Consider the following 24,801-nt stretch of genomic DNA (forward strand, 5'->3'; position numbering starts at 1 on the left):
GAGCCGGCAGGCTAGCACGCGTGCCTATTTCTCCCGCCGCCAGTTGATCGAAGCACGGTTCTCCACCGTGCTCGATTCGATCTGCACGTCGAAGCCCTTGCGCAGCAGGTACTTGAGCATCAGCACCTGGCCGGTGCCCAGCAGCGATACGCCGTAGCCGACGTACAGGCGCGGCGAGAGATGCTTGCCCACGCCGAGCACGCTGCCGCCGAGCGCGCGGCTTTCGCTGACGCCCGCATCGTCCAGGCCCAGCTTCGCGCCCAGCTGCGAGGCGATGAGGCTGCCGCCTGCCGAAAGCGCGGCGCTCGCGGCGGTGACCTGCCGGCTTTCGTCGCTGCTGGCGCTGGCCAGCGGACGGCCCAGCGTGAGGTAGGCCAGCGCTTCGGACTGCGAACTGGCTGGATCGGACCAGACCGTCGCGGTGGGCGCACTGGCGCGGCCGCGGATGTCGACGCCGGCCGTCACGTCGCCGACCACGCGTTCGGCGCGCACGTTGAGGATCGGATCGGACACGGGACCGCCCGACCACGACAACTCGCCGCGCGTGATGTTGAGTTCCTGACCGTACGCCTTGTACGTGCCGTGCACCTGCAGCTGACCGCTGGCCGTCATCTCGCGGCCGGGGTGCGAGCGCACGCGCATCCGGCCGCCCAGTCCGCCTTCCAGGCCAAAGCCGTTGAGGCGGACGTCGTCGCCGAGCACGAGCGCCAGGTCCAGGTCGAGCGGCGAGGCGGCGGTCCGCTCTGGATCCTCCGGATCCAGCACCACCACATCCGGCGACGCCGATACGCCCTGGTCCAGTCGTTCCAGGTCGATGCGTGCCGAAGGCACCGTGACCGTGCCGGTTACCGTGATCGGCTGACCGGCGGCATAGCGCACCTGCAGGTCGGGACTGGCGACGGCGTGCAGGTCGCGCGTGTCGGATACCAGCACGTTCTGCCCGCGGACCGTGAGCAGGAGTGGCGCGGTGGTGTCCTGCCAGTTGAGGGTGCCATCGACCTTGAGCGTGCCCTCGCCAGAACGTATGGAACCGGCGATGCGCGCGGTGCCGTCGGGCAGTGCATCCAGGTGAACGTCGCCGTTGTCGAGCACGATGGCCAGCGACGGGATTTCGGTGCTGAACTCGCTCAGCCGTGCCTGCCCGCCGATCTGCGGACGTGCACGCGTGCCGCCCAGCGTGAGTCGCGCATCGAGCCGGCCCTTGGGTTCCATGATGTCGGGCGAGAACAGCTCCAGCCATACCAGCTCGGTGGTGTTGACCGCGACGTTGCCTGACAGCGGCGCGTAGTCGTCCCAGCCGGTCGTGATGCTGGCCTCGATGCGGCCGCCGCTGTTGAAGGCCGTGCCCAGTTCGGCATGGATGCGACGCGGGTCGAAGGTCGCGTCGAGGACGAGGTTGTCGTAGTTCAGAACTTCGCGCCGGGAGCGCGCGCTGTTCTTCAGGCCGCCACCGGCCGAACGCACGTGCACCTCGCCGCGCCATGCATTGCCGGCGGGTCGCAGCTGGCCATCGAGCGAGATCTCGCCGCGCAGCACCCACGGCCGGCCGTCCTCGCGCTCGGGCAGATACGGGACCAGCAGACTCAGCGGCAATGCATCGCCATTCACCGCCAGCCCGCGACGCGGCCAGTCGGCGCTGGCGCACAGCGAACCGCCGCCGCTGGAGACGAAACAGCTGTTGCTCAGCGAGCCGTTGCGGCCATCCCAGCTGAAACGGGCTGCCTGCTGCAGGTGCCACGACGCGCCACGCGTGGGCGCCAATTGGAATGCCGACAGCGCGCCCTGCCACGTCGTGCCGCGTCGTGCCGCATCGCCGGCCAGCGTCAGGTGACCGATGTCGCCATGCGCCTCGCCCTGCAGATGCAGCGATTCCACGGCGCCGCGTGCGTCCAGCGTCACCGACGACAGTGGCAGGCCAACCTCCAGTCCGGTGGCCCGCACCGCGATCGCGCCGTTGCCGCGCTGCCAGGGCAGGCGGCCCTTGGCGGTGAACGTATCGGCGCGGTAATCGCCGTACTTCAGCCCGCTGCCGGTGAGGTCGGCCACGACATCGGGCGCGGCCCGCGGACCCTTCACCTGCAGCGTGCCGCGCAACGTGCCGGCGCCACCGGGCAGCAGGTCCGACAACACCAGCGGCGCGAACGTCGCGTCGATGTCCAGCGCCGAAGCGACGCGGCCCTTCGCATCGATGCGGCTGCCGCCGAGCGTCAGCGCGACATCGCCTTCGTACGCCGTCTCGCCACCGGCGGTGCCGGCGCCGTGCATCGTGAAGTGCGCGCGGCCCTGCAGCGGACGATTGCGCAGGCGGCCGCCCAGTTGCGACGCGTCGGCGACGATCTCCAACCCGCCGTCGTCGCGCGTGCGGCCGGTGGTGGTCAACTTGCCGTTGACCGAGCCCTTCCAGTCGGCGGCGAAATAGCCCGGATCGAAGCCGGCCAGGGTGGTGTCCAGATTCCACGACAGCGACGGCGCCCAGGCCACCGTGCCGGTGCCGTCGAGCGTGCCGCTGGGCATGCGCGCCTGCAGCGTCTTGAGCACCATGCGTTCGTCGTTGCCGCGTCCGTCGAAGCGCACCGTGGCCTGCTCGCGATCCCGGCGCAGCGTGGCGTTGCCGATGGCGGCCCATGATTTCAACGTGCCGGCGAACCCCAGGTCCGCATCCACGCCGATCGCGACCGGCACTTCCTGCGCACCCTGAGGCGCCTGCGTCGTGGCCTGCTGCAGCTTGCGTGCGCTGACGCTGGCCGGCGGATTGGGCGCCGCGGCGGCGACGGTCGTCGTGCCGCCGAAGGTGAGCCCGCGCGCGTTCGCGGCGAAACGGAAACGTGCGTTCGCCGCATCGGTGAAATCGGCGGTGCCACGCAGCGTCGCCTCGCCGCCGAAGATACGCAACGCCAGTGGCTGCACGTCCAGCACCTGGTTCTCCAGTTTCACTTTCGACGGCAGCACCGTCGCGACGAGATCGCCGCGGCGCAGTTCGCCGCGCAGGTCGGCCGCGCCACCCATGCCGTCGGCGCTGAAGCTGAAGACGATCGGCTGATCGTCGTCTCTCGCCTCAGCGCCGGTGAGGAGGCCTAGGTCGAGACCCTCGGCGTCCGCGTCCAGCCGCCAGCGTGGTTCATCGCGACCGTGCAACACCAGGCTCGCATGCAGCGGCGAGGGCACGTGTCCAGCGATGGCGACGTTCATGCGCGACAGATCGCCACGCGCGACCACTCCCACGCGTGCCGGCGTGCGGCCGTCCGCCGCGGGCAGCACCGCGCTGGCGGTGAGGTCGGTGCGGTAGTCCTCGCGCGGCAGGTAATCGCCGTGCAGGTTGAACCGGCCGCGGTCGCTGTCGACGAACACGCGTTCGACATGCAGACGGCCTTCGCGTGCATCGAGTCCGCCGCGCAGCGTGCGCACGTCGATGAGCTTCTCTTTCTCCTGCGTCAGCAGGAAACCGTCCACACGTACGTCCTCGGCCTGCAGCTCCAGCGGCGGTGCGATCTCCGGCAACACCTCGGGCCAGCGCGGCAGCTCGAACGGCTCGTCGCTCTTGGGGATCTCCAGGGTCGCGTTGCGGATCTGCAGGGCATCCAGGCGCAGACGCCTGCGGATCAGCGGACGGATCGCCGGGTCGATGTGCACGCGTTCGGCAGTGAACACAATGCGGTCGTAGGTGAAGCGCACGCCGTTGAGCGTGAGCGGACCCGATAGCGGACCTTCGAGCGAACGCCACGACAGCGTCGCGTTGTCCGGCAGGCGCGCGACGATCTGCGCCATCAGCAGGTCGCGACCGCCGATGCTGGTCAACAGCCAGTACAGGAACACACCGGCCAGCAGCGCCACTGCAACCGAGAGGATGCCCGCGCGTACCGCCAGCCAACGCAGGCGCGCGAAACGGCGCTGCCGCAGCTCCGCGATGCGCTGCTCGCGCGGGTCTTCGTTGCCTGGAGTCGCCGTGTTCATGCGCTACCAGTCCGCACCGATGTTCAGGTAGATCTCGTAATCCGAGTCCGGGTCGTTCAGGCCGCGCGCGATGTCCACGCGAACGGGCCCCACCGGCGAGCGCCAGCGTACGCCGATGCCGACGCCGGTGTGCAGGTCGAAGTTCTGGTCGCGGTCGGTGCTGTCGGTCACGTCGCTGCCGAACTTGTTGAAGGCATCGCCCGCGTCGACGAACACGGCCGCGCCCCAGGTGTCGTTGAAGTAGTGCTCGAACTCCGCCGAACCGGTCAGCACGTTCTTCGCGCCCAGCGCGTACTTCTTGCCGTCGCTGCCGATGGTGGAGGGGCCGACTTCGCGGAATGCGTAGCCGCGGATGCTGCGGTCGCCACCGGCGAAGAAGCGCAGGCTCGGTGGCATGTTCACCAGTGCGTTGGTGAAGGTGCCGCCGACTTCGCCGCGCACGATCAGGCGGTTGTTGTCGCCGATGGCCTGATACCAGCGTGCGACGCCCCATGCCTGCGCGAAGTTCGCATCGGAACCGAGGCCTTCGAGGCCGCCGCGCACTTCCACCGTGATGCCGATGCCGTGACGCGGAAAAATGCGGTCGTCCGCGTCGATGAACTCGGCGCGCAACGAGGGATACAGGAACGTCGCGTAGTTGTAGGCGGTGGCGGCGAACACCGGCTCGTCGTCCGTATCGTCGTCGGGGTCGGAGCCGTCCGTCCCCTCGGGGACGGTCGCATAGGCCCAGCGCTCGCGCAGCGCGTGCAGCGACGCCACGGCGTTGAGGCGACGGTTGATCTGTCCACTCCGGCTGGCCACGAGCTCGACCTTGTTCGTGTCCATGTAGTCGGTCTGTTCGTCGTAGTACTGCGCGCTGAAGGTGTACCAGCCGTCCAGCCACGCGAACGCGGGAATGCGGTACTGCGCGGTCGCGGTCTTGCGCTTGGAGGCCCAGTCGATCTGGCCCAGCGCCTTGTGGCCGCGGTCGTTGACGTAACGGCGTTCCATGCCCAGGCGAACACCGGGGCCGCTGTCGGTGCCGTAGCTCAGGCCCGCGGTGTAGATGGTGCGCTTGGCCGGCGTCAGCGTGACGTTCACCGGTACTTCGTTGTCGACAGCGTCTTCCGGGCGGGGCTCGATCTCGATGCTGGAGAAGTAGTCCAGCCGCGCCAGCGATTCGCGGAAGCGGTCCAGCTTGCCCTGGTGGTAGTAGCTGCCCTGGTCCCAGTAGATCAGCTTGTCGAGCAGGCTCCTGCGGATGATCTGGTGCGGTGTCTGCTCGATGTTGATCGGGCCCATGTCGTAGCGGCCACCGCTGCTCCACACCAGGTCGATGTCGGCGGCACGCTCGGCGCGGGTGACTTCGACGCGGCGCGAACTGAAGTCGGCATCGAAGTAGCCACGCTCGGCCAGGCGGCGCGTGATCTTGGTCTTGCTCGCCTCGTACAGCTCGTGGTTGAAGATGTCGCCGACCTGCGGCCGGAACGCGGCCAGGTCCTGCTTCAGGTAACGGTCCTCGTTGCCCTCGCCGATGATGGCGATGTCGGCACGCCGCACGCGCACGGGTTCGTCCAGGGTCACGGTGATGGTGACGGTGACGCCGGTGTCGCCGTTACCGCTGCGCTCGACGACGATCTTCGGCGAGTAGAAGCCGAAGGGTTCCAGCGCCTCGCGCGTTTCGTCCTCGGCTTCGCGGACCAGGTAGCCCAGTCGGCGCCCGGGCACGTCCTGGCCGATCGCATCCACCACCGACAGCGCGCCGCGCACGTTGGTGGTTTCGGCCTCATCCAGACCGTGGATATCCACCCGCACGACCTTCGCGGCCTCCGCCGTTCCGGCTGCGGTGAGCAAGAACGCAGCGGTGGCCAGTACGCGGGGGAAGGTCGGCATGCGGGGCAGGATAACCGGGGCGTGCGCCGGAGCTGGTTAACGGTCGGTGTAGACCGGCAGGCAGCGGCAGCCGGTGTGGCGCCGCTGTGCATGAAGCCGGGCCGCCATGGCCCGGCCGTGCATCGTCAGATCGACAGGTGTTCGATCGCCGCGACGCTACCCAGGCGGTCCGACAGGCGCTTGAGCAGCGCGAGGCGGTTGTTGCGCACGGCGGCATCGTCGACGTTCACCATGACGCCGTCGAAGAAGGCATCGACCTGCGGACGCAGCCGCGCCAGTCGGCCCAGAACCGCGACGTAGTCGCGTTGGGCCAGCAGCGGATCGGTGTCGGCGATGGCGCCGTTCACCGCATCGGCGAGTTCACGCTCGGCGTTCTCGGCGAACTTCGACGCGTCGATCGACGAGGGCACGTCACCCTCGACCTTCTTCAGGATGTTGCGGATGCGCTTGTTGGCGGCGGCCAGCGCTGCGGCTTCGGGCAGCTTGCTGAACTCGGCGATGGCATTGAGGCGATGATCGAAGTCGGGCAGCGAATCGTGCGCGACGTTCTCCACCGCATCGAACTGCACCGACGCCACGCCGCGATCGGCGTAGTAGCCACGCAGTCGGTCGTAGACGAACTGGGTGACGTCGTAGCTGCCGATGTCGGCCGCCTTCACCGGCTGCAGCGCAACGGCGCGTTCGACCAGCTCGTGCAGCAACAGGTCATGGCCGCCTTCCAGCAGCGTGCGCGCCAGACCCAATGCATTGCGGCGCAGCGCGAACGGGTCCTTGTTGCCGGTGGGCTTAAGGCCCGCGGCGAAACCGCCGGCCAGCGTGTCCAGACGTTCGGCGATGGCCAGCACCTGGCCCAGCTTCGAAGGGGCGATGGCGTCGCCGGCGAAGCGCGGCATGTAGGCCTCGTCGATCGCGTGCGCGACGTCCAGCGGCTGGTTCTCCACCGCGGCGTAATAGCGGCCCGCGATGCCCTGAAGTTCCGGGAACTCGCCGACCAGTCGCGATTGCAGGTCGGCCTTCGACAGCACCGCGGCGCTGCGCGCCAGCGCGGGATCTACCCCGACCTGCGCGGCGATGCCTTCCGCCAGCGCGGCCACGCGCGCGACCTTGTCGGCGATGGTGCCCAGCTTGTCCTGGTACTTCACGTTGGCCAGGCCATCGTTCATCGACGACAGGCCCTGCTTCATGTCCTCGACGAAGAAGAACTTCGCATCGGCGAAGCGCGGACGGATCACGCGCTCGTAGCCCTTGCGGACCTCGGTCTCGTCCTTCGATTCGATGTTGGCGATGCCGATGAAATGCTCGCCCAGCTTTCCTTCCGCATCGAGGACGGGGAAGAACTTCTGGTTGGCCTCCATCGTGGCGATCAGCGCTTCCTGCGGCACGGCGAGGAACTCGCGCTCGAAACTGCAGGCCACGGCCTTGGGCCACTCGGTGAGGCCATTGACCTCTTCCAGGATGCCGGTGTCGATGCGCGCGTTGCCGCCGGCGTTGCGCGCGGCGGCCTGGACTTCCAGCACGATGCGCTCGCGGCGCTCGTCCGGATCGACCAGCACCTTCGCACCGCGCAGCGATTCGACGTAGTCCGCCGGCGTGCTGAACCAGACCGGCTTGTCGTGCATGAAACGGTGGCCGCGACTCATGCGGTCGCTCGTGGTGCCGAACAGTTCAGCCTCGACCACGTCCTTGCCCAGCAGCAGCACCAGCCAGTGCACGGGGCGCGCGAAGCCGTAATCGTGGTCGCCCCAGCGCATCGGCTTGGGGATCGGCATGGCGGCGACGGCTTCGCGCAGGATCTCCGGCAGCAGCGAGGCCGTGCTCGCGCCCGGCTTCACCGCGCGATGGACGAAGCGTTCGCCCTTGTTGTCGGTGGTCTTCTCCAGCTGCGTCCAGTCGATGCCGGCCTTGGCCGCGAAGCCCTGCAGCGCCTTGGTCGGCTGGCCATCGGCGTCGAGCGCGATGTTGAGGTACGGGCCGAGCACTTCGGACTTCTGTTCCGGCTGCTCCAGCGCCACGCCCGGCAGGCGCACGGCCAGGCGACGCGGTGTGTACAGCGGCTTGGCGTCGTCGCGCTCGAAGGCGATGCCGCGCTTGGCCAGCCCGTCGATGACGCCGTCGAAGAACGCCTGCCCCAGTCCGGGCAGGGCCTTGACCGGCAGCTCTTCGGTGCCCAGTTCGATCAGAAGGGGAGACATCGTGCTCATCAAGGTTTCCATCTTTCTTCCCTCTCCCTTTGTGGGAGAAGGACCGGCGCGAAGCGCCAGGGAGAGGGGGCGCGGAAGCGGGGCAGAACCCCTCTCCCTCGCCGCTGCGCGGCTTTCCCTCTCCCGCAAGGGGAGAGGGGAACAACATCAGGCGACTTTCGCCGCCTTCCTGAGAACCGGGAAGCCGAGCTTCTCGCGTTGTGCGTAGTACGCCTCGGCCACGCCCTGGGCGATGCGGCGCACGCGCAGGATGTAGCGCTGGCGTTCGGTCACGCTGATCGCGCGGCGCGCGTCGAGCAGGTTGAAGCTGTGGCTGGCTTTGCACACCTGGTCGTAGGCGGGCAGCGGCAGGCCGAGTTCGATCAGCTTCAACGCTTCCTTCTCGCAGGCGTCGAAGCGATGGAACAGTTCGGCCACGTCGGCGTGTTCGAAGTTGTACGCCGACTGCTCCACTTCGTTCTGGTGGTAGACATCGCCGTAGGTGACCGGCGTGCCGTCGGGGCCATGCGTCCAGATCAGGTCGTAGACGTTGTCCACGTTCTGCAGGTACATGCACAGGCGCTCGAGACCGTAGGTGATCTCGCCCAACACCGGCCGGCATTCCATGCCGCCGGCCTGCTGGAAGTAGGTGAACTGCGTGACTTCCATGCCGTTGAGCCAGACCTCCCAGCCCAGGCCCCAGGCGCCGAGCGTCGGCGATTCCCAGTTGTCCTCGACCAGGCGCAGGTCATGCACCAGCGGGTCCACGCCCAGCGCCTTGAGCGAATCGAAGTACAGCTCGACGATGTTGTCGGGGCTGGGCTTCATCGCCACCTGGTACTGGTAGTAGCGCTGCAGGCGGTTGGGGTTCTCGCCATAGCGGCCATCGGTGGGGCGGCGGCAGGGCTGCACATAGGCCGCGTTCCACGGCTCCGGACCAAGCGCGCGAAGGAACGTGGCCGGATGGAAGGTGCCGGCGCCGACCTCCAGGTCGAGCGGCTGGATCAGCACGCAGCCCTGGTCCGCCCAGTAGGCGTTCAGACGCTGGATCAGTTCCTGGAAAGTAGGTGCGGCCATGGTCTCGGTGGGGGAACTGCAAAGCGGGTTAGTATAGCCACGGGCCTTGATGCTGCTGGTTTTTTCGCCTTCCGGCGCGGCGGCCACGGCTCCGTCCGACCCCCTCGCATCCGCGCGGGATGCCGATCCACCGCCGTCGTCCGTCATTGCCGTGAACCACCGTCATCCCCGGCCTTTCCTGATCCTTGAAACCGGCCAGCCGGTCGCCTCGATGCGTCGCCACCGCGGCTTTCCGCACTGGATCCGCGTCGCCGCGGGCCTGACCGCCGACGAAGCGGTGGTGGTCAACGTGGAAGGCGGCGATGCACTTCCGCAGCGCGAGGGGTTCGCCGGCACGATCATCACCGGATCGGCCGCCATGGTCACCGAGCGTCGCGACTGGAGCGAGCGTAGTGCCGCCTGGCTGCGCGATGCCGCGCAGGCCGGCATGCCGCTGTTCGGCATCTGCTACGGACACCAGTTGCTCGCGCACGCGCTGGGCGGCGAGGTCGGCGACAACCCGACCGGTCGCGAGATGGGCACCATCGGGCTGGAACTGCACCCACATGCCGATGAGGACCCGTTGTTCCAGGGGCTTCCGTCGCAGTTCGCCGCGCAGGCCACGCACCTGCAGACGGTGCTGCGCACCCCGCAGGGCGCCACGGTGCTGGCGCGCTCGACGCAGGACGACTGCCATGCGTTCCGCTGGGGCGATCGCGCCTGGGGCGTGCAGTTCCATCCGGAATTCAGCGCCACCCACATGCGCGGTTACGTGCAGGCCCGGCGCGAGGCGCTGCAGAACGAAGGGCGCTGCGCGAAGTCGCTGGCCCGTTCGGTGAGCGCCACGCCGTACGCGCGCCGCGTGCTGCGCCGTTTCGTGCGCCACGCGCGCAACCTGCACGGGCATTGATCCGCTACGTTCCGTTCATCGCATGCGGCCATCGCGCTGCATGTCCCCCCTTACACCACGAGCAATCCCCCATGACCACACACGCCACCGGCCCGTTCTCCGGCCTGTCCTGGCTCAAGCGCGCCATCAACCTGGGGCGTACCAACGCCAGGGCCGTCTTCGGCGCGGCCTCGATCATGATGGCCGCCGCGCTGTTGCCCAGCATCGTGCAGCTGATCGTGCTCTCGATCCTCAAGCCCGGGCCGAGTGGGTCGATGGTGGTGGCGGCACTGGCCACCGTGCTGTCGCTGCTGATCCTCTCGCCGTTGATCGGCGGCTATCTGCGCCTGATCGATGCGACCGAACACGGCCGTCCCGCAAACGCGATCGATGTGTTCGCGCCCTTCCGCGAAGGCGGCGATGCCGGGCGGCTGATCCGCTTCGGTGTGTTGATGACGCTGACCTACGTGGTGATCGCGCTGGTGCTCCTCAGCCTGTTCGGTGAGGGCATGGGCGAGTGGTATACGCAGATGGCGCAGCTGCAGACGCAGGCGGCCGGCGGTCAGGTCGATCCGTCGCAGATCCCCGAGGTGCCCGAGGGGTTCGGTCGCCTGCTGGGCGTGGGTTCGGTGGTGTTCCTGATTCTGTCCGGCGTCTATGCGATCGGCTTCGGCCAGGTCGCGCTGGGCCAGCGCTCCACCGGCGAAGCGATGGCCGATGGTTTCGTGGGCACGTTCAAGAACCTCTTGCCGCTGCTGTTGCTGGCCGTGGTCGCGGTACTGGCGATGATTCCGGTGGGGCTGCTGCTGGCGCTGGTGCTCGGCGTGGTCAGCGCGGTCGGCAGCCTGCTGCATCCGACGCTGGGCCTTGCGCTGATGCTGCCGCTGTACCTGGCCTTCATGGTGGCGTTGTACGTGGTGCTGTTCGGCATCATGTACTTCATGTGGCGCGACGTGTGCGGCGAACCGCCAGCGCCGCGCGCGGACGAAGTCGCCCTGTAATCAGCCGCCGAACGCGCGTTCGGCCGCGGCCTGCGCCAACTGCATCAGGTGGCCCGTCAGGGCCACCGTGGCTGCGACGGCGGTGAACGCCTGCACGGCCAGCCACGCACGGGCCCATGCGGGCCACGCACTACTCGCCGAGCGAACCACGCGCGTACCGCTCACGCGGTCGTGCAGTGCCAGGTGATCCGGCGGCAGCGCCGCCATCGCGTGGCCGAGATTGAGCGTGAGCCACGAAAGACCACCCGCGAGCTGGCGCGCGAGCGCGTGCGCCGCACCGATCGCCGCGCCATGGCGATCCACCACGCGCAGCCCCATGGCCCGCTTGCCGGGACTGCCCTGCCAGCGCGAGCACTCGCCCGCGACGTGCAGGATCAGGCTTCCCATCACCAGCGCGACGGCGACCGGCACGGCCATCCGGGTCAGTGCCGCTTCGACCGCGGCGACGCCGCTCACGAGCGAGGGATGATCGAGTACGCGTGCCGGGTCGAGCGCATCGCCGCCGAGCGCGCCGTAGAACGCGGTGAACAGCTCGGCGAAGCGGACATCCAGCGCACGTGCGTCGGCGAAGAAACGGGGAAGCAGCAGCGGCGATGCCACCAGCGCGACCAGCGCGGCATCCAGCGACCAGGCCGCGTACCGTCGCCAGAAGCCGCCGGGCGCGGTCACGCGGTCGGTGACTGCTCGGAGACCGGCTTGAGCCAGCGAGAGGCGAGGATGCCCAGCTCGTAGAGCAGGACCATCGGTATCGCCAGCATCAGCTGCGAGACGACGTCGGGCGGCGTGATGATCGCCGCGACCACGAACACGCCGACGATGGCGTAACCGCGGGAATCCTTCAGCTGCTGCGGCGTCACCCAGCCCAGCAGGACCAGGATCACCAGCGCCACCGGCAGCTCGAAGCTGGCGCCGAAGGCGAGGAAGATCACCAGCACGAAGTCCAGGTACTTGCCGATGTCGGGTGTCATCGCCACCACGTCGGGCGTGAAGCGGGCGAGGAACCCGAACACCGTGGGCAGCACCAGGAAAAACGCGAAGGCGCAGCCGATGTAGAACAGCGCCACGGCCGAGACCAGCAGAGGAACCGCCAAGCGCTTCTCGCGCTGGTACAGACCCGGCGCGACGAACGCCCAGGCCTGGTAGAGCAACCACGGCACCGACACCAGCAACGCTGCGAAGAACGCCAGCTTGAGCGGGACGAAGAAACCACCCGCCGGGTCCACCGCCACCAGTTTTCCGCTGGCAGGCAGGCTGGCCAGCAGCGGCTGGGCGAGCATGGCGTAGATGTCCGAGGCGAACGGCATCAGCGCCAGGAAGACGAGGATCAGCCCGACCACCGCGCGCAGCAGGCGCGCGCGCAGTTCGATCAGGTGGTCGATCAGGCGGGGTTCGGCGCTTTCCTCGGAATGTGCGGCGTCGTGATTGCGGTTCATCGGCGCGGAGCCCCCTCGGCGGAGGCTGCGGGAACCGCGGCCGCGTGCTCGCGCGGCACCGTTGCCGAATCCGTTTCGACCGGCAGCTCACGCGGGGGCGCCGGCATCGGCGCGTCCAGCGGCAATTCCGCCTGGGGTGGGTGCAGGTCCGGATCGGACGACGACGCCAGCGAACGCTCTTCGATCTCGGCCGGCACGTCGGTCGTACTGGCCGTGTCGGAGGTGCGCACGTCTCGATCCAGTGCGTCCAGCTCGCGCTGCAACGCTTCCTGCTCGCGCTTGATGCGGTTACGCGCCTCGTCGAGGCTGGCGCCCAGCTCCAGCTGCGTTTCGCGCAGCGACTCCTGCGTCTCGCGCAGGCTGCGCTTGAGTTCCTCGGCCGCCAGCTCGCTTTCCAGTTCGGACTTCACCGAATGCCACTGGGCGCGCGCACGACGCACCCACAAGCCCGCGAATCGCGCGGCCTTGGGCAGGCGCTCGGGACCCAGCACCAGCAGGGCCACGATCGCGATGACGAAGATCTCGGAAAACCCGATGTCGAACATGGCCGGCGAGCGACGGGATCAGCCGCGCCGCGTCAGCGCGGGTTGCGGTCGTCCTGCTTTTCTTCGGTGGACTGACGGGTGTCGTCGCGACGCGACTCGTCGCGGAGCTGACCGGCCGGGCGGTCGTCATCGTCGTCGCGCATGCCCTTCTTGAAGCCCTTCACCGCTTCACCGAGGTCTTTGCCGACATTGCCCAGGCGCTTGGTACCGAAGACGAGCACGACGATCGCCAGGACGATCAGCCAGTGCCAGAGACTAAAACTGCCCATGGAAGTGTCCGCAGTAGATGGATGCTCAGGATACCGCAGCGGCATGACACGCGCTGTCATGCCGCTGGTGAAAACCGGTTAACCGTGCGGGTTTCAGGGCAGCGGTTCGGCCTGAACCGGGCTTTCCACGGTCTCGAAGGCACTCGGCTGGGTTTGTGCCGGCTGCGTCTGGGCGGCGCGAACCGGCGCGGCGGCGGTGGCGGACGTGGTGCTGGCCGGACGCGATGCGCCGGAACGGGCGCGCGAGTCGGCATCGTTGTGGGCACGCGCATTGCGCGCGATGGCGCTGGCTTCCTCCAGGCGATCGCGGAAATCCACCACCGCATTGGAAGGCTGCCCGTGCGCGCGACCTTCGAAGATCATGCGCGGCGTGGTGTCGCGGCCGTAGACGGATTCGTTCGCGGCGTCGTCGATGGACAGCACGGCGCCGTCGAGGGCGATGCCGGCGAACAGGCCGCGCGCGCGCGACCACGACCAGATCTCGGCCTTGAGCTGGCCGTCGGTGGCGGTGGAGGCGTTGCGGCCGACCGGGCCCGCGGCCACGCCGGCGTCGGCGCCCAGGGTGACCTTGCCGTTGACGATGGAATCCAGACCGCGGTCGCTGCGGAACACCAGCACGATGTCGGCCGACTGCACGCCGGCCTGGAAGCCGATGCTGCCGCCGGTGAGCTTGACGAAGCTGGGCGCGGACCACGTGCCGTCGGGGTTCTTCACCGACAGCAGGCCGTGGCCGCGACGTCCGCCGAGCACCAGGCCGACCTTCAGCGCGTCGGGCACGACCACGATGCCGCGTGCCTCGTCGAGCAGCTTGTCGGGAATGCCGGCTTCGGGGATCTGTTGGATATCGGTCAGCACGCGCACCGCCTGGCGGGCGCGCTCGTCCTCCTGCGGACCGGCCATGGCGGCGGTGGCAAGGCTCAGGCTGATCATCAGGACGGCAAGGCGCGGCAGGCGGGACATGGCGGACTCCAGGGGAAAGTCGATGTGCGACCGCCGGCAGGCAGTCGGTTCAGGCTAGTGATACGGCAATGAATCGTCACCGAACCGGCGCCGGCGTCAAGCGCCGGAAGTGGACGTACCTCGCATAAGCTGATCAATCCGGCGCCACGATCGTACCGATCGGCGCAGTGGATCGCAGAATGCGAACGGCCCGATGCGGGTGCGCGGAGTCCGGCGCAGCTGTCATCCTATGCGGCATGCCCGCTCACGCCAGCCGCGACGCCGCTCCCGACGGCGCGCCCACCGTTCCCACCGATCCGGCGCCGGACACCGCACTGGTCCTGGTCAACCTCGGCACGCCCGACGCGCCGACCCCGTCCGCCGTGCGTCGCTACCTGGGCGAATTCCTGAGCGACCGCCGCGTCGTCGCCCTTCCGCGCTGGCTATGGCTGCCGCTGCTGCATCTGGTGATCCTGCCCCTGCGCGCCACGCCGGTGGCGAAGAAGTACGCCAGCATCTGGCTGCCCGGCGACGACGGGGGCTCGCCACTGGCGGCCCACACGCGCCGGCTGGCGCGCGCGGTGCAGGCACAACTGCCGTCGCTGCGCGTGGTCGATGCGATGCGCTACGGCACGCCCGCGTTATCCGCGCGCCTGCGCGAGCTGCGGCAACAGGGTGTGCGCCGCGCGGTCGTGCTGCCGCTGTATCCGCAGTACTCAACGACCACCACCGCATCGGTCGCCGACGTGCTCGCGCGCGAACACGCGCTGCCCACGCGCATGGTCGAGGACTACCACGTCGACGCAGGCTGGCTCGACGCCGTCGCCGACTCGATCCGCGCACATCGCGAGGCGAACGGTGCGGGTGAGCACCTGCTGTTCTCCTTTCACGGTCTTCCGCAGCGGCTGGTGGACGCGGGCGATCCCTACGCGCGCCAGTGCGAGGCCGGCGCGGCCGCCATCGCACAACGCCTGGGCCTGGCGCGCGACGCCTGGACGCTGAGTTACCAGTCGCGCTTCGGTCGCGATAAATGGCTTGAGCCCAGCACGGAAGGCACGCTGCACGCGCTGGCCGCACGCGGCGTGCGAAACGTCGACGTCGTCGCGCCGGGGTTCGCCGTGGACTGCATCGAGACGCTGGAGGAAGTGGCGATGATGCTGGCGGAGAAGTTCGCCGCACACGGCGGAACGCTGCGATACATCCCCTGCCTCAACGACAGCCGGCCGCATGCGCACGCGCTGGCGGACATCGCGCGTCGTGCGCTGGAGAACTGGACCTGATGCCTTACCGCGGCCTGCACGAATTCACTCTGGATACGCCCACCGGCCGCATTTCCGGCCTGCGCGCGGGCGACGCCGGTGCGCCGCGCGTGCTCGCGCTGCATGGCTGGCTCGACAACGCCGCCAGTTTCGTCCCGTTGGCCGCACACCTGCGCGGTATCGACCTGGTCGCGGCAGACCTGCCCGGCCACGGCGCCAGCGCACATCTGCCGGCGGGTGCGGATTACTCGTTCGCGGCCGCCGTGAACGCGGTGCTCGACATCGCCGATGCACTGGGCTGGGAGCGCTTCTCGCTGCTCGGTCATTCGATGGGCGCGGGCATCTCCAGCCTGGTCGCGGCGTCGTGCCCGCAGCGCGTGGAGCGCCTGGTCGCGATCGAAGCGCTGGGCGCGCTGGCCGAAGTGCCCGAGCGCACCGTTTCGCGCATGCGCGAGGCCATCGCGGCCACGCGCGCGCTGCGCGGCAAGTCGCTGCGTGTGTTCCCGGACATCGCCGTGGCGGTACGCGCACGCATGACCGCGGGCGCGCAGGTCGGCAGCCGGCTGGAAGAGACCGCGGCGCGCCTGCTGGTCGAACGCGGCGTGGTGCCGGTGGAAGGCGGCTTCACCTGGTCGAGCGACCCGCGCCTCACGCTGCCCACCATGCAACGCCCGACCGAACCGCAGGTGCGTGACCTGGTCGCCGGCATCGAGTGCCCGACGCGCGTGATCTTCGCCAATCCGGCGCAGCCGTACCTGCCCGATCCGCTGCGACGCGAACGCACCGCGCTGCTGCCGCGCGGCGAGCTGGTGGTGATGGAGGGCGGGCACCATCTGCACATGGAACAGCCGGCGGAAGTGGCGGCGGTGATCGGAGACTTCTTCACGCGCGACTAGCGCGCAGTGCCTATCAGGCTTTCCCGCACAAGGCCCGCAACGTGGCCTTGAGCCTGCGGCCTTCGCTGTGGAAGTACTCGCGCTCCTCGCGCCAGTGCGGGCTGCGCGCCTCGACCTCGCGCCAGAACGCGCGCGAGTGGTCGGCGTGGATCAGATGGCAGAGTTCGTGCACCAGCACGTACTCGAACGCACTGGGACGCGCGAGCACGAGCGACAGGTCCAGCGCCATCGAGCCGTCCGGCGCCAGCGATCCCCACTGCGAGGACATGATCTTGAACGTCACCCGGCGCGGCGCGCGCGGCAGCGACGGCAGATAGCGCGGCAGCCATTGGCCCACATCCGCGCGACCCTGCGCCTCGTAGAAATCGCGCGCCGCACGCCGCAGCGCCGCATCGCCGGCGCGGGCCGGATGCGCGAACACCAGGTCGCCGCTGCCATCGACCGCGTGGTCGAGCCGGGTGAAGCGCCCCGTCTGCCAGTGCACGGCATGCAGCGCGCCGCGCAGCGGCAACGAAGTCGTGATGCCCGCTTCCAGCGCGGGCATGGCATCCATCGCGTAACGCGAGAGTTGCGTCGCGAGCCAGTCGCGGTGCTCGGCGATGAAACGGTCGGCGGAGGCCAGGCTCGCACGCATCGGCAGCGTGAGGCGCGCACCGCGCTCGTCGACGGACAGCTTCAGCCGGCGCGCGCGCGGATCCCGCACGCGCTGCAGCTCGATGTTGCGACCGTCGGCCAGTTCGATCTGCAGGGTTTCGCGTTCCACCGTACGCGGCGTGGGCGCGAACAGGCGGGCGAGCGGGCGCAGGGGCGAGGGCATGCAGGGATCATAGCCGCCCGTGTGGCGGCGAATATGACGACGCGGGCACGTCCGCCCGCATCGCCGACGTCAGGCTTCTGCCTTCGACAGTTTCAACGCGCCTTCCAGCACCGTGAACAGGCGGCGGAACTCGCCGGCCATCAGCACGAAGCGTGCATCGAGTTCGGCGCGCAGGTCGTCGCGCTCGGTCGACTCGAGCTCGTCCACGGCGCCGTCGAGCAGCTTGAACTTGCGCACGATCAGGTCCTCGCCGAGCACGAACGACACGTGGTCGTCCAGGTTCAGCGCCAGGCGCGTGACCTGCTTGCCCGATTCCAGGTGCTTGGCGATCTCGTCGCTCTGCAGCTCCATGCGCTGCACCTTCACCACCGCGCCCTGGTCGATGGGATCGCGCAGTTCGCATTCATCGCCCAGCGACAGGCCTTCGGGCAGCGGCTCGCCGGCGACCCAGCCGGTCAGCACCGAGCGCGGTGCGACTTCGGCGTTCAGCGGCAACGCCGGGAAGCTGCCCAGCGCGCGACGGATCTCGCTGACCACGTTCTCGCCGGACTTGCGGCTGGAGGTATCCACCGCGACCACGCCCAGTCCCATGTCGATCAGTGCGTCGGTGCGACTGGGCTTCACGAACGCGCGCGGCAGCAGGTCGGTGATGAGTTCGTCCTTGATGCGCTTGCGCGTCTTGCCGCCGGGTCGGCGGCCTTCCTTCGCCTCGATCTCCGACAGCTTCTTGTTGAGCATGTCGTTGACGACCGAGCCGGGAAGGATCTTGTCTTCACCGCCGACGGCCAGCCACGTGGCATCGCCCTGGCTGTGCGACATCGCGTCGGCGTCGCGGCCGAACGGCGAGATGAAGCCGCGGCTGGACAGTTCCAGCGGACCCACCGGCTTGAGCTGGCATTCGCCCAGTCCGGTTTCGAGTGCATCGAGCTTGGTGGTGGTGGGGAAGCGGAACAGCGTCAGGTTGCGGAAGAACATCGAAGGTCCTGTGGTGTGACCGGCGCCGTCATCCCTGCGAACGCGGGAAACCGGTGCCTGTGTCGCGACAAGCATGAAGCCGCCGGATCCCCGCATTCGCGGAGACGGCAACCCCGAGGGCGGAAAGGGTTATGACTCGTCCTGCGCGTGCGGCTCGCCGGCCAGCCAGGCATGCGCGTCCGGCAGCGGCGCCTCGCCGTGGCGGCCGAGCGCGAGGAAGTCGAACAGCTTCGGATCGCTCAGCTGCGAGGGGCGGACGTCGCCCAGCGCACGCGCGATGGTCTCGATGCGGCCGGGCGTTTCGCGCTCCCACGCGTCCATCATCTTCTTCACCTGCTTGCGCTGCAGGTTCTCCTGCGAGCCGCACAGGTTGCACGGAATGATGGGGAACTCCTTCGCCTGCGCATAGGCGGCGATGTCGTCCTCGCGCACGTAGGCGAGCGGACGGATCACGACGTGCTTGCCGTCGTCGCTGAGCAGCTTGGGCGGCATGCCCGCGAGCTTGGCGTGGAAGAACAGGTTGAGGAAGAACGTGGCGACCAGGTCGTCGCGGTGGTGGCCCAGCGCGATCTTGGTGAAGCCGTTCTGCTCGGCATAGGTGTACAGCGCGCCGCGTCGCAGGCGCGAGCACAGCGAACACATGGTCTTGCCTTCGGGCACCACGCGCGTCACCACCGAGTAGGTGTCCTGCTCGATGATGTGGTACGGGACGCCGATGGATTCCAGGTACCGCGGCAGCACGTGCTCGGGGAAATCCGGTTGTTTCTGGTCCAGGTTCACCGCGACCAGCTCGAACTTCACCGGCGCCTTCTGCTGCAGCTGCAGGAGGATGTCGAGCATCGTGTAGCTGTCCTTGCCACCGGACAGGCACACCATCACTTTGTCGCCGTCCTCGATCATGCCGAAGTCGGCGATCGCGCGACCGACCTGGTGGCGCAATCGCTTGGCGAGCTTGTGGTTCTCGTGCGCACGGCGCTGCGACGCGCGCACGTGCGGCTGGGGTTCCAGAAGGGGCAGGACGGTGCTCATGGACCGGCCATTCTACCGGCCGCGCCGCGGTGACGCTGGGCGCGGGGGCGCGTTAAGCTTCGCGCATGATCGAAAGCGACGATCCCGCGGTGCTCGCACGCAAGCTGGCCGAACTCCGGCTGGAGCACCGCGATCTGGACGCCGCCATCGATCGTCTGGCTGTGGCCGCCGACGCGGACGAGCTGACGGTCAAGCGCCTGAAGAAGCGCAGGTTGTGGCTGAAGGACTGCATCGCGCGGCTGGAAAGCGCGCTGATTCCCGACGAACCCGCGTAGGGCGGAAGCGCCGCTGTTTCCCTTCTCCCTGCGGGAGAAGGTGCCCGAAGGGCGGATGAGGGGAAACGGGGCGTCAAGCCTGGAACCGCAGTGCGGTGCTGCACTGCTGGTTCAGCCGCTTTCCCTACGACGCTCCTCACCCCAACCCCTCTCCCGTTGGGAGAGGGGCTCCCAAGGTCACTCCGCCACGGTAGCCGGAGCCGGCTTCGCGCTCTCCGGGCTGATCTTCTCGATGGTGTGGCGCAGCTCGCGGCCGAGGATGAACTTGGCGTCCTTCGCCCACACGTCCAGGCGCGAGTCGAAAGCCAGCTTGCCGTTCTCATCCGGCCAGACCAGTTTCATCTCGCGCAGCTTCTGGATGAAGCCGCGGAACAGCGTCTTGTCGAAGAACTCCGGCGCCGCCGGCGCATACAACAGCGACAAACGCTGCGCGGCGAGCTGGCACAGGCTTTCCAGTTCGCCGGCGGTGAGCGTGCCCGGACCGTTCTTCACCAGCACCGAAATGGCGATGTAGTAGCGCTCGAAGGCCTGCTGCAGCGAATGGCCGATGGCGCGCAGGCGGAACACCTCGTCGGTCTGCCCCGCGTTGCGCGCGAGGATGCCGCCCTCGTCGTCGCTGATCCGCTCCAGCAGCCCTTCGCGGATGAACACCTCCACGGTGCGCGTGAGGCGCTGGGCGAACTCGTCCTCGGTCCACGGCAGGAACAGCTCTTCCTGCAGGAACGGGTACACGCTGCGACCCAGGCGCAACACGCCGCCCAGGCTCATGCGGCGGTTGTTCTGGAAACAGCACGCGATCCACGACGCCGCGGTGAACAGGTGCAGCACGTTGTTGCGGAAATAGCTGAGCAGCACCGCCTTGTCGCCGCTCACGCCCAGCACGTCGCCCAGCGGGTGCGAGGTGCGCGAGAGCACGTTGATCTCCTCGCCGTGGGCGACGATCTCCTGCGGCGAATGCGGCGTGACCGTCACGCGGTCCGAGTACGGCAGTTCGGCCAGCAGCGACTTGCTCAGCGCGATCTGCGTCAGCAGGTCGGACTCGCCCATCGCGTGCTTGGGCGTGGACAGCAGCGCCAGCGCGAGCAGGTTGATCGGATTGACGTCGGCGGCGCGGTTGACGTTGACCTGGATCTGGTGCGCCAGGGAGTCGACGGTATTGGAGAACCACGCCGGCTTCTCTTCCTCGCCCACCGGCTGGCCGTCCCAGTCCGGCGCATGCTGGCCGAGCACGTCGTTGAGGCGGATGGGCTCGCCGAAGTTCACCACCACCTGGCCGTAGTTGCTGCGCAGCACCTTGGGGATGCCCATCATCAGCTGCCAGATCGATTCCTTCTCCTTGGGCTTGCCGGAGAGTTCGTCCAGGTAGCTGTTGCCCTCCATCAGCTTCTCGTAGCCGATGTACACCGGCTGGAACAGCACCGGACGCGTGGGCTGGCGCAGGAACGCGCGCAGCGTCATCGCCACCATGCCGCCCTTGGGCGGCAGCAGGCGGCCCGTGCGCGAACGGCCGCCTTCGACGAAGTACTCGATCGAATAGCCACCGGCGACCAGCTGCGCCACGTACTCGCTGAGCACCGCCGAATACAGCGCGCTGCCGCGGATGCTGCGACGGATGAAGAACGCGCCGCCCTTGCGCAGCAGCGTGCCGACCACCGGCAGGTTGAGGTTGATGCCGGCCACGATGTGCGGCGGCACGATGCCGCGCGTGTACAGCAGGTAGCTCAGCAGCAGGTAGTCCATGTGGCTGCGGTGGCAGGGCACGTAGACCACTTCATAGCCGGGCGCGTCTTCCTTGAGCTTGTCCAGGTGGTGGACCAGCACACCGCGGTAGATGCGGTTCCACACCGGCGTCAGCAGGAAGCTGACCGAACGCACGACCGGGTGCGAATAGTCGGCGGCGATCTCGTACGCAAAGGCGTGCGCCTTCTTCCAGGCATCGGCGAGCGAGCTCTTGTCGCGGCCAGCCTGGTCGGCGATGGCTTCCTTCACGGTCGGCGCGGTCAGCACCTGGTCCACGAGCAGGCGTCGCGTCGACAGGTCCGGGCCGATCACCGCCGCTCGGATGCGGCGGAAATGCGTGCGCAGCACGCGCGAAAGCTTGCGCACCGTGCGTTCGGCCGGCAGGCCTTCGTCGACGATCGAGCGCAGGCCCACCGGCGGCGCGAAGCGCACCAGCGTGTCGCGACCGTTCAATGCGATGGCGAGCAGGCGACGGAAGCGGCCGACCAGCGTCCAGTTCTCCGAGAACAGCACCGAGAACCAGCCGCTGCTCTTGTCCGGCGCGCGGCCGACGAAGATCGACACCGGCACCAGCTGCACGTCCAGCGAGGGGTCCTCGCGGTGCGCTTCGAGCAGGCGTGCCAGTGACCCCGAGTGGCTCTTCGGCGATGCCGGGGCCGTGCCCAGCGACTGCTGCAACTGGGCCAGCGTGTTGACGTTGCGGCGCGACAGCGCGAGGTAGGCGCGCTTGCGTCGCAGCGGATCGCCCGGCAGCGGTTGCAGCGGCGACGGCAGGCCGGCCTCGCGGCAGGCGCGCTCGAGGATCAGCGCATTGCTCAGGCCGTAGTCCTCGAGCACATAGCAGACCGGGCGGCCGGTCCATTCCTCGGGGATCTCGGCCGCGGGATTGCGCGGTTCGATGGTCAGCTGCACCCACGGGGCCATCAACCGGCCCAGCAGCTTGGCCCACCACGGGCGACGCGGTTCGCCGGCACGACGCGGGCCGCGACGGCCGCGGTCGGCATCGGTGGGGCTGGCGATCGGCAGTTCGGTCTGGGCCGGGTCGACGGCCGGACGCGCAGCGTCCTCGGCCACCGGTCCGGCGGTCGGTTCGCCGGCGTCACCGTCGGTGCGCTCGGTCGTGGAGGGGGCGGCCGTGGCGTCCTTGTCGGCTTCCGGGAAAGGCAGAGGGGTCTGTTTCGGCATCGCGGGCATTATGCCTTTCGCGGCTGTAACCGCGTTCAGCCCGCCGGGGCGCCCGTCGGCGCGGCGGCTGTGGCCGCCGGACGGTCGGCTTCGGCGCGCGCATGGCGCAGGGCGTCGGTGAGGTACCAGTGGCCGTCGATCCGTTCGACCGCGAGCTCTGCGGTGATGGCCTGTCCGGCCAGGGTGTACGTCAGGCGCACGCGGGCGTGGTCGCCGTCGCGCTCGATCAGGCTCTTCCGTGCGGTGCCCAGGTCGGCATCAAGATCGAGCGCGTAGGTCCGCAGGACCTGCTTGAAGCGTTCGAAGAAGGGACCCAGCCGTTCCAGGCTGCGTTCCATCCCGAGGTCGCGGAAGCGTTGCGGGCCGCCCGCCAGCCCGGTCTGCCGGGCCGCTGCGGTCAGCATCGGGATGGTCTGGCGCGCGCGTTGCAGGTCGCCCAGAGGTGCGCGCTGGCCCCAACGGCTGACCGCACCCACCAGTTGGATGTAATGCGCGCGCTCGTCCGGGCTGTAGTCGCCTTCGTTGCGCAGATATTGGGTGGCGAACAGCCCCAGCGTGGCCGCAGCGGAGCGGAGCTCGGCGCTCGCGCCGGAAAATTGGCGTCGGTAAACCGCCAGCAGCCGGCGATCGGCATCCGGAGCGGCCAGGGCATCTAGGAACGCCGGCAGCCGGTCGTCCAGGGGCAGTTCGGTCAGCGGCCAGCGCGTGCGGCCTTCCGCCCAGGCCACGTCCAGCCGGGCGTGCAGGTCCGGCGGGACGGCATGGCGCGACCAGGCCACCAGGTCGTTGTGGCGCAGATCGCGGATCAGCTGGTCGACCGCCAGCGTCGGTTCGGTCGGCGTCGGTTCGATCACCGGCGCAGGCGCGCGCTGGCAACCGGCAGCCACAAGGGCGGCCGCCAGCGTCAACGCAGCAGTGGCGCGGGCAATCGGATGCATGGGTGTGCGGCTCCCCCCAAGTCGCTGCCGGCATCTTGGCGGCCGACCGGGGGTGGAGCAAGCCAAGGTAGTCGCGGATTGGAAAACCCGCCGGAATATCGGCACGACGTCACTGAACTTAAGGTCAAAAAGTGACGCGATTGGGCCTAACCGACACTCAGAGTCGGAAACTGTGATCGAAATCTCGTTCAGCTTTGCGAAAACAGGCCCTTCACGCGCGCCTCACGAGCTCTGAACGGTTCTGCGACGGCTGGCACGGTTTCTGCTTTCTACGCAGGGACCCCCGGCATTGCGCCGGTTGCACAGCGCCAACCGCGCGGAGAAAACCCATGAAGCTCCTGAACACCGCCCTTGCCCTCGCCCTGTTTGCCGCCGCCCCGGCGGCGATGGCCGGCACCGCCACCGCCAACTTCCAGGTCTCGATCAAGCTGGACAACAGCTGCTCGATCGCCACCAACCCGCTGAACTTCAACACCCAGACCACGCTGGCCAGCAACGTCGACGCGCAGACCACCCTGACGGTCACCTGCGTCTCGGCCGGTCCGTACACCGTGGGCATCAGCGCCGGCGGCGGTACGGGCGCCACGTTCGCCAGCCGCAAGATGAAGCACGCCACCCTGACCGACACCATCAACTACTCGCTGTACGCCGAAACCGGCCGCACGAACGTGATCGGCGACGGCACCTCGGGTAACGTCACGCTGTCGGGTTCGGCCGCCGGTGCCACCGCCTTCACCATCTACGGCCGCGTGTTCGGCTCGCAGAACCCGAAGGCGACCGGTGACTACTCCGACACCGTCACCGCCACGGTCTCGTTCTGATGATCCTGCGCCGCACCCTGGTTGCCGGACTGGCCATCCTCGCCCTGACGGGCGGGGTCGCGCAGGCGCGCGGCCAGTTGCAGGCCCGCCAGACCAGCGTTGACCTGATGCCCGGCAATCGCGGCGGCAGGCTCATGCTCGGCAACGCCGGCGACAGCCCGGTGGCGGCGCAGATCCGTGTGTACCGTTGGACCCAGGACGGCAATGACGACGTCCTGGTGCCGAGCAACGATCTGACGGTCAGCCCGCCGGTGGTGGAAATCGCCGGTGGCGCGGACCAGCTGGTCCGGCTCGTGCGCAATTCCGATGCCGCTCCGCAGCGCGAAGAAACCTATCGCGTGGTCGTCGATGAGCTCCCGGGTGATCCGGCCGCTCAGCAGGGCAGCGCCGTCACCGTGCGCATGCGCTATCTCATTCCGGTGTTCGTGCGCGCAGTGGATCCCGCCCCGGCGGCGCTCGAATGCCACCTCGGTGCGGCCGAACTGGCCTGCAGCAACCGCGGCGGCGTCGCGGCCCAGCTCGGCGCCAGTCGCCTGCTGTCGGCCGACGGCCGCAGCGTCCAGATCACCGACGGTCTGCTGGGCTATGTGCTGTCAGGCAGTTCCCGCCGCTTTCCGCTCGACGCCGACAAGCTTGGCCCGGCGGCTCAGTGGAAGCAGCTCGAGGTCCGGCTGAACGGTCAGCCGGCGACGATTGCACTGTCGGCAGCGCCCTAAGGTCCGTCGCCTCGC

21 protein-coding genes are annotated in these 24,801 nt (G+C 68.7%); 7 read left to right on the top strand and 14 right to left on the bottom strand.

The window, feature by feature from the left end; translation table 11 throughout:
- Positions 1 to 24: 24 nt before the first annotated feature.
- The 4 genes from QLQ15_RS04535 to glyQ all read right to left on the bottom strand — a co-directional run bounded on the left by QLQ15_RS04535 (position 25) and on the right by glyQ (position 9,080).
- A complete protein-coding gene (locus QLQ15_RS04535; protein WP_283211657.1) occupies positions 25 to 3,951 on the bottom strand; it encodes a translocation/assembly module TamB domain-containing protein in 3,927 nt (1,308 codons plus the stop codon).
- 3 nt (positions 3,952 to 3,954) lie between these two features.
- Entirely contained in the window at positions 3,955 to 5,823 is a 1,869-nt protein-coding gene (locus QLQ15_RS04540) for an autotransporter assembly complex protein TamA (RefSeq protein WP_283211658.1), read from the bottom strand.
- A 125-nt stretch (positions 5,824 to 5,948) separates the two neighbouring features.
- A complete protein-coding gene (gene glyS, locus QLQ15_RS04545; protein WP_283211659.1) occupies positions 5,949 to 8,024 on the bottom strand; it encodes a glycine--tRNA ligase subunit beta in 2,076 nt (691 codons plus the stop codon).
- A 147-nt stretch (positions 8,025 to 8,171) separates the two neighbouring features.
- A complete protein-coding gene (glyQ, locus tag QLQ15_RS04550; RefSeq protein ID WP_283211660.1) occupies positions 8,172 to 9,080 on the bottom strand; it encodes a glycine--tRNA ligase subunit alpha in 909 nt (302 codons plus the stop codon).
- 151 nt (positions 9,081 to 9,231) lie between these two features.
- On the opposite strand from glyQ, the gene QLQ15_RS04555 reads away from it, so the two are divergent.
- Both QLQ15_RS04555 and QLQ15_RS04560 read left to right on the top strand, forming a co-directional pair.
- Complete coding sequence (locus QLQ15_RS04555; protein WP_283211661.1) at positions 9,232 to 9,969, top strand: glutamine amidotransferase; 738 nt, start codon at positions 9,232 to 9,234, stop codon at positions 9,967 to 9,969.
- A 71-nt stretch (positions 9,970 to 10,040) separates the two neighbouring features.
- Positions 10,041 to 10,949 carry a hypothetical protein gene (locus tag QLQ15_RS04560; RefSeq protein WP_283211662.1) on the top strand — a complete coding sequence of 303 codons (909 nt, stop codon included), beginning with the start codon at positions 10,041 to 10,043 and terminating at the stop codon, positions 10,947 to 10,949.
- Here the strand turns inward: QLQ15_RS04560 and QLQ15_RS04565 are convergent, their stop codons facing one another.
- From QLQ15_RS04565 to QLQ15_RS04585, 5 genes are all read right to left on the bottom strand, one after another.
- A complete protein-coding gene (locus QLQ15_RS04565; RefSeq protein ID WP_283211663.1) occupies positions 10,950 to 11,618 on the bottom strand; it encodes an RDD family protein in 669 nt (222 codons plus the stop codon).
- Positions 11,615 to 12,382, bottom strand: a complete 768-nt coding sequence (gene tatC, locus QLQ15_RS04570) for a twin-arginine translocase subunit TatC (RefSeq protein WP_283211664.1) — start codon at positions 12,380 to 12,382, stop codon at positions 11,615 to 11,617. Before tatC ends, QLQ15_RS04565 begins: the two co-directional genes overlap by 4 nt.
- Positions 12,379 to 12,927 (bottom strand): Sec-independent protein translocase protein TatB, encoded by a 549-nt coding sequence (gene tatB / locus QLQ15_RS04575; RefSeq protein WP_283211665.1) that lies wholly within the window; start codon positions 12,925 to 12,927, stop codon positions 12,379 to 12,381. The genes tatC and tatB overlap by 4 nt, the downstream gene beginning before the upstream one ends.
- A 32-nt stretch (positions 12,928 to 12,959) precedes the next feature.
- A complete protein-coding gene (tatA, locus tag QLQ15_RS04580) occupies positions 12,960 to 13,196 on the bottom strand; it encodes a Sec-independent protein translocase subunit TatA (RefSeq protein WP_283211666.1) in 237 nt (78 codons plus the stop codon).
- A gap of 93 nt (positions 13,197 to 13,289) precedes the next feature.
- Positions 13,290 to 14,156, bottom strand: coding sequence for a lipid-binding SYLF domain-containing protein (locus QLQ15_RS04585; protein ID WP_283211667.1), 867 nt, complete (start codon positions 14,154 to 14,156; stop codon positions 13,290 to 13,292).
- 236 nt (positions 14,157 to 14,392) lie between these two features.
- Between QLQ15_RS04585 and hemH the strand changes: the two genes are divergently transcribed.
- Together hemH and QLQ15_RS04595 are read left to right on the top strand one after the other, a co-directional pair.
- Entirely contained in the window at positions 14,393 to 15,415 is a 1,023-nt protein-coding gene (hemH, locus tag QLQ15_RS04590) for a ferrochelatase (RefSeq protein WP_283211668.1), read from the top strand.
- A complete protein-coding gene (locus tag QLQ15_RS04595) occupies positions 15,415 to 16,290 on the top strand; it encodes an alpha/beta fold hydrolase (RefSeq protein ID WP_283211669.1) in 876 nt (291 codons plus the stop codon). The genes hemH and QLQ15_RS04595 overlap by 1 nt, the downstream gene beginning before the upstream one ends.
- A gap of 13 nt (positions 16,291 to 16,303) precedes the next feature.
- On the opposite strand, the gene QLQ15_RS04600 is transcribed toward QLQ15_RS04595, so the two are convergent.
- The 3 genes from QLQ15_RS04600 to ttcA form a co-directional block, all read right to left on the bottom strand.
- Positions 16,304 to 17,107: a M48 family metallopeptidase gene (locus QLQ15_RS04600; protein WP_283211670.1), complete on the bottom strand. Its 804-nt coding sequence runs from the start codon at positions 17,105 to 17,107 to the stop codon at positions 16,304 to 16,306.
- Between the two features lie 69 nt (positions 17,108 to 17,176).
- Entirely contained in the window at positions 17,177 to 18,082 is a 906-nt protein-coding gene (locus tag QLQ15_RS04605) for a recombination-associated protein RdgC (RefSeq protein ID WP_283211671.1), read from the bottom strand.
- Positions 18,083 to 18,211: 129 nt separating this feature from the next.
- Positions 18,212 to 19,111, bottom strand: a complete 900-nt coding sequence (gene ttcA, locus QLQ15_RS04610) for a tRNA 2-thiocytidine(32) synthetase TtcA (RefSeq protein ID WP_283211672.1) — start codon at positions 19,109 to 19,111, stop codon at positions 18,212 to 18,214.
- A 65-nt stretch (positions 19,112 to 19,176) separates the two neighbouring features.
- Here ttcA and QLQ15_RS04615 point away from each other — a divergent pair, with 65 nt between their 5' ends.
- On the top strand, positions 19,177 to 19,386 hold the full coding sequence (locus QLQ15_RS04615) for a YdcH family protein (protein ID WP_283211673.1): 210 nt from the start codon (positions 19,177 to 19,179) through the stop codon (positions 19,384 to 19,386).
- A gap of 177 nt (positions 19,387 to 19,563) precedes the next feature.
- On the opposite strand, the gene plsB is transcribed toward QLQ15_RS04615, so the two are convergent.
- Together plsB and QLQ15_RS04625 are read right to left on the bottom strand one after the other, a co-directional pair.
- A complete protein-coding gene (gene plsB / locus QLQ15_RS04620) occupies positions 19,564 to 22,320 on the bottom strand; it encodes a glycerol-3-phosphate 1-O-acyltransferase PlsB (protein WP_283211674.1) in 2,757 nt (918 codons plus the stop codon).
- A gap of 26 nt (positions 22,321 to 22,346) precedes the next feature.
- Positions 22,347 to 23,249, bottom strand: a complete 903-nt coding sequence (locus tag QLQ15_RS04625; protein WP_283211675.1) for a hypothetical protein — start codon at positions 23,247 to 23,249, stop codon at positions 22,347 to 22,349.
- A gap of 329 nt (positions 23,250 to 23,578) precedes the next feature.
- On the opposite strand from QLQ15_RS04625, the gene QLQ15_RS04630 reads away from it, so the two are divergent.
- Both QLQ15_RS04630 and QLQ15_RS04635 read left to right on the top strand, forming a co-directional pair.
- Positions 23,579 to 24,070 carry a Csu type fimbrial protein gene (locus QLQ15_RS04630; protein ID WP_283211676.1) on the top strand — a complete coding sequence of 164 codons (492 nt, stop codon included), beginning with the start codon at positions 23,579 to 23,581 and terminating at the stop codon, positions 24,068 to 24,070.
- On the top strand, positions 24,070 to 24,786 hold the full coding sequence (locus tag QLQ15_RS04635; RefSeq protein ID WP_283211677.1) for a fimbrial biogenesis chaperone: 717 nt from the start codon (positions 24,070 to 24,072) through the stop codon (positions 24,784 to 24,786). Before QLQ15_RS04630 ends, QLQ15_RS04635 begins: the two co-directional genes overlap by 1 nt.
- Positions 24,787 to 24,801: the final 15 nt, after the last annotated feature.

Origin of the sequence: Lysobacter stagni, from assembly GCF_030053425.1 — a bacterium.
GTDB lineage: Bacteria > Pseudomonadota > Gammaproteobacteria > Xanthomonadales > Xanthomonadaceae > Lysobacter_J > Lysobacter_J stagni.

What these genes read in the sequence shown, in the direction of transcription:
- QLQ15_RS04535 (WP_283211657.1), bottom strand. Translation starts at nt 3,951, where the DNA reads ATGAACACGGCGACTCCAGGCAACGAAGACCCGCGCGAGCAGCGCATC.
- QLQ15_RS04540 (WP_283211658.1), bottom strand. Translation starts at nt 5,823, where the DNA reads ATGCCGACCTTCCCCCGCGTACTGGCCACCGCTGCGTTCTTGCTCACC.
- glyS (WP_283211659.1), bottom strand. Translation starts at nt 8,024, where the DNA reads ATGAGCACGATGTCTCCCCTTCTGATCGAACTGGGCACCGAAGAGCTG.
- glyQ (WP_283211660.1), bottom strand. Translation starts at nt 9,080, where the DNA reads ATGGCCGCACCTACTTTCCAGGAACTGATCCAGCGTCTGAACGCCTAC.
- QLQ15_RS04560 (WP_283211662.1), top strand. Translation starts at nt 10,041, where the DNA reads ATGACCACACACGCCACCGGCCCGTTCTCCGGCCTGTCCTGGCTCAAG.
- tatC (WP_283211664.1), bottom strand. Translation starts at nt 12,382, where the DNA reads ATGAACCGCAATCACGACGCCGCACATTCCGAGGAAAGCGCCGAACCC.
- tatB (WP_283211665.1), bottom strand. Translation starts at nt 12,927, where the DNA reads ATGTTCGACATCGGGTTTTCCGAGATCTTCGTCATCGCGATCGTGGCC.
- tatA (WP_283211666.1), bottom strand. Translation starts at nt 13,196, where the DNA reads ATGGGCAGTTTTAGTCTCTGGCACTGGCTGATCGTCCTGGCGATCGTC.
- QLQ15_RS04585 (WP_283211667.1), bottom strand. Translation starts at nt 14,156, where the DNA reads ATGTCCCGCCTGCCGCGCCTTGCCGTCCTGATGATCAGCCTGAGCCTT.
- hemH (WP_283211668.1), top strand. Translation starts at nt 14,393, where the DNA reads ATGCCCGCTCACGCCAGCCGCGACGCCGCTCCCGACGGCGCGCCCACC.
- QLQ15_RS04595 (WP_283211669.1), top strand. Translation starts at nt 15,415, where the DNA reads ATGCCTTACCGCGGCCTGCACGAATTCACTCTGGATACGCCCACCGGC.
- QLQ15_RS04600 (WP_283211670.1), bottom strand. Translation starts at nt 17,107, where the DNA reads ATGCCCTCGCCCCTGCGCCCGCTCGCCCGCCTGTTCGCGCCCACGCCG.
- QLQ15_RS04605 (WP_283211671.1), bottom strand. Translation starts at nt 18,082, where the DNA reads ATGTTCTTCCGCAACCTGACGCTGTTCCGCTTCCCCACCACCACCAAG.
- ttcA (WP_283211672.1), bottom strand. Translation starts at nt 19,111, where the DNA reads ATGAGCACCGTCCTGCCCCTTCTGGAACCCCAGCCGCACGTGCGCGCG.
- QLQ15_RS04615 (WP_283211673.1), top strand. Translation starts at nt 19,177, where the DNA reads ATGATCGAAAGCGACGATCCCGCGGTGCTCGCACGCAAGCTGGCCGAA.
- plsB (WP_283211674.1), bottom strand. Translation starts at nt 22,320, where the DNA reads ATGCCCGCGATGCCGAAACAGACCCCTCTGCCTTTCCCGGAAGCCGAC.
- QLQ15_RS04625 (WP_283211675.1), bottom strand. Translation starts at nt 23,249, where the DNA reads ATGCATCCGATTGCCCGCGCCACTGCTGCGTTGACGCTGGCGGCCGCC.
- QLQ15_RS04630 (WP_283211676.1), top strand. Translation starts at nt 23,579, where the DNA reads ATGAAGCTCCTGAACACCGCCCTTGCCCTCGCCCTGTTTGCCGCCGCC.
- QLQ15_RS04635 (WP_283211677.1), top strand. Translation starts at nt 24,070, where the DNA reads ATGATCCTGCGCCGCACCCTGGTTGCCGGACTGGCCATCCTCGCCCTG.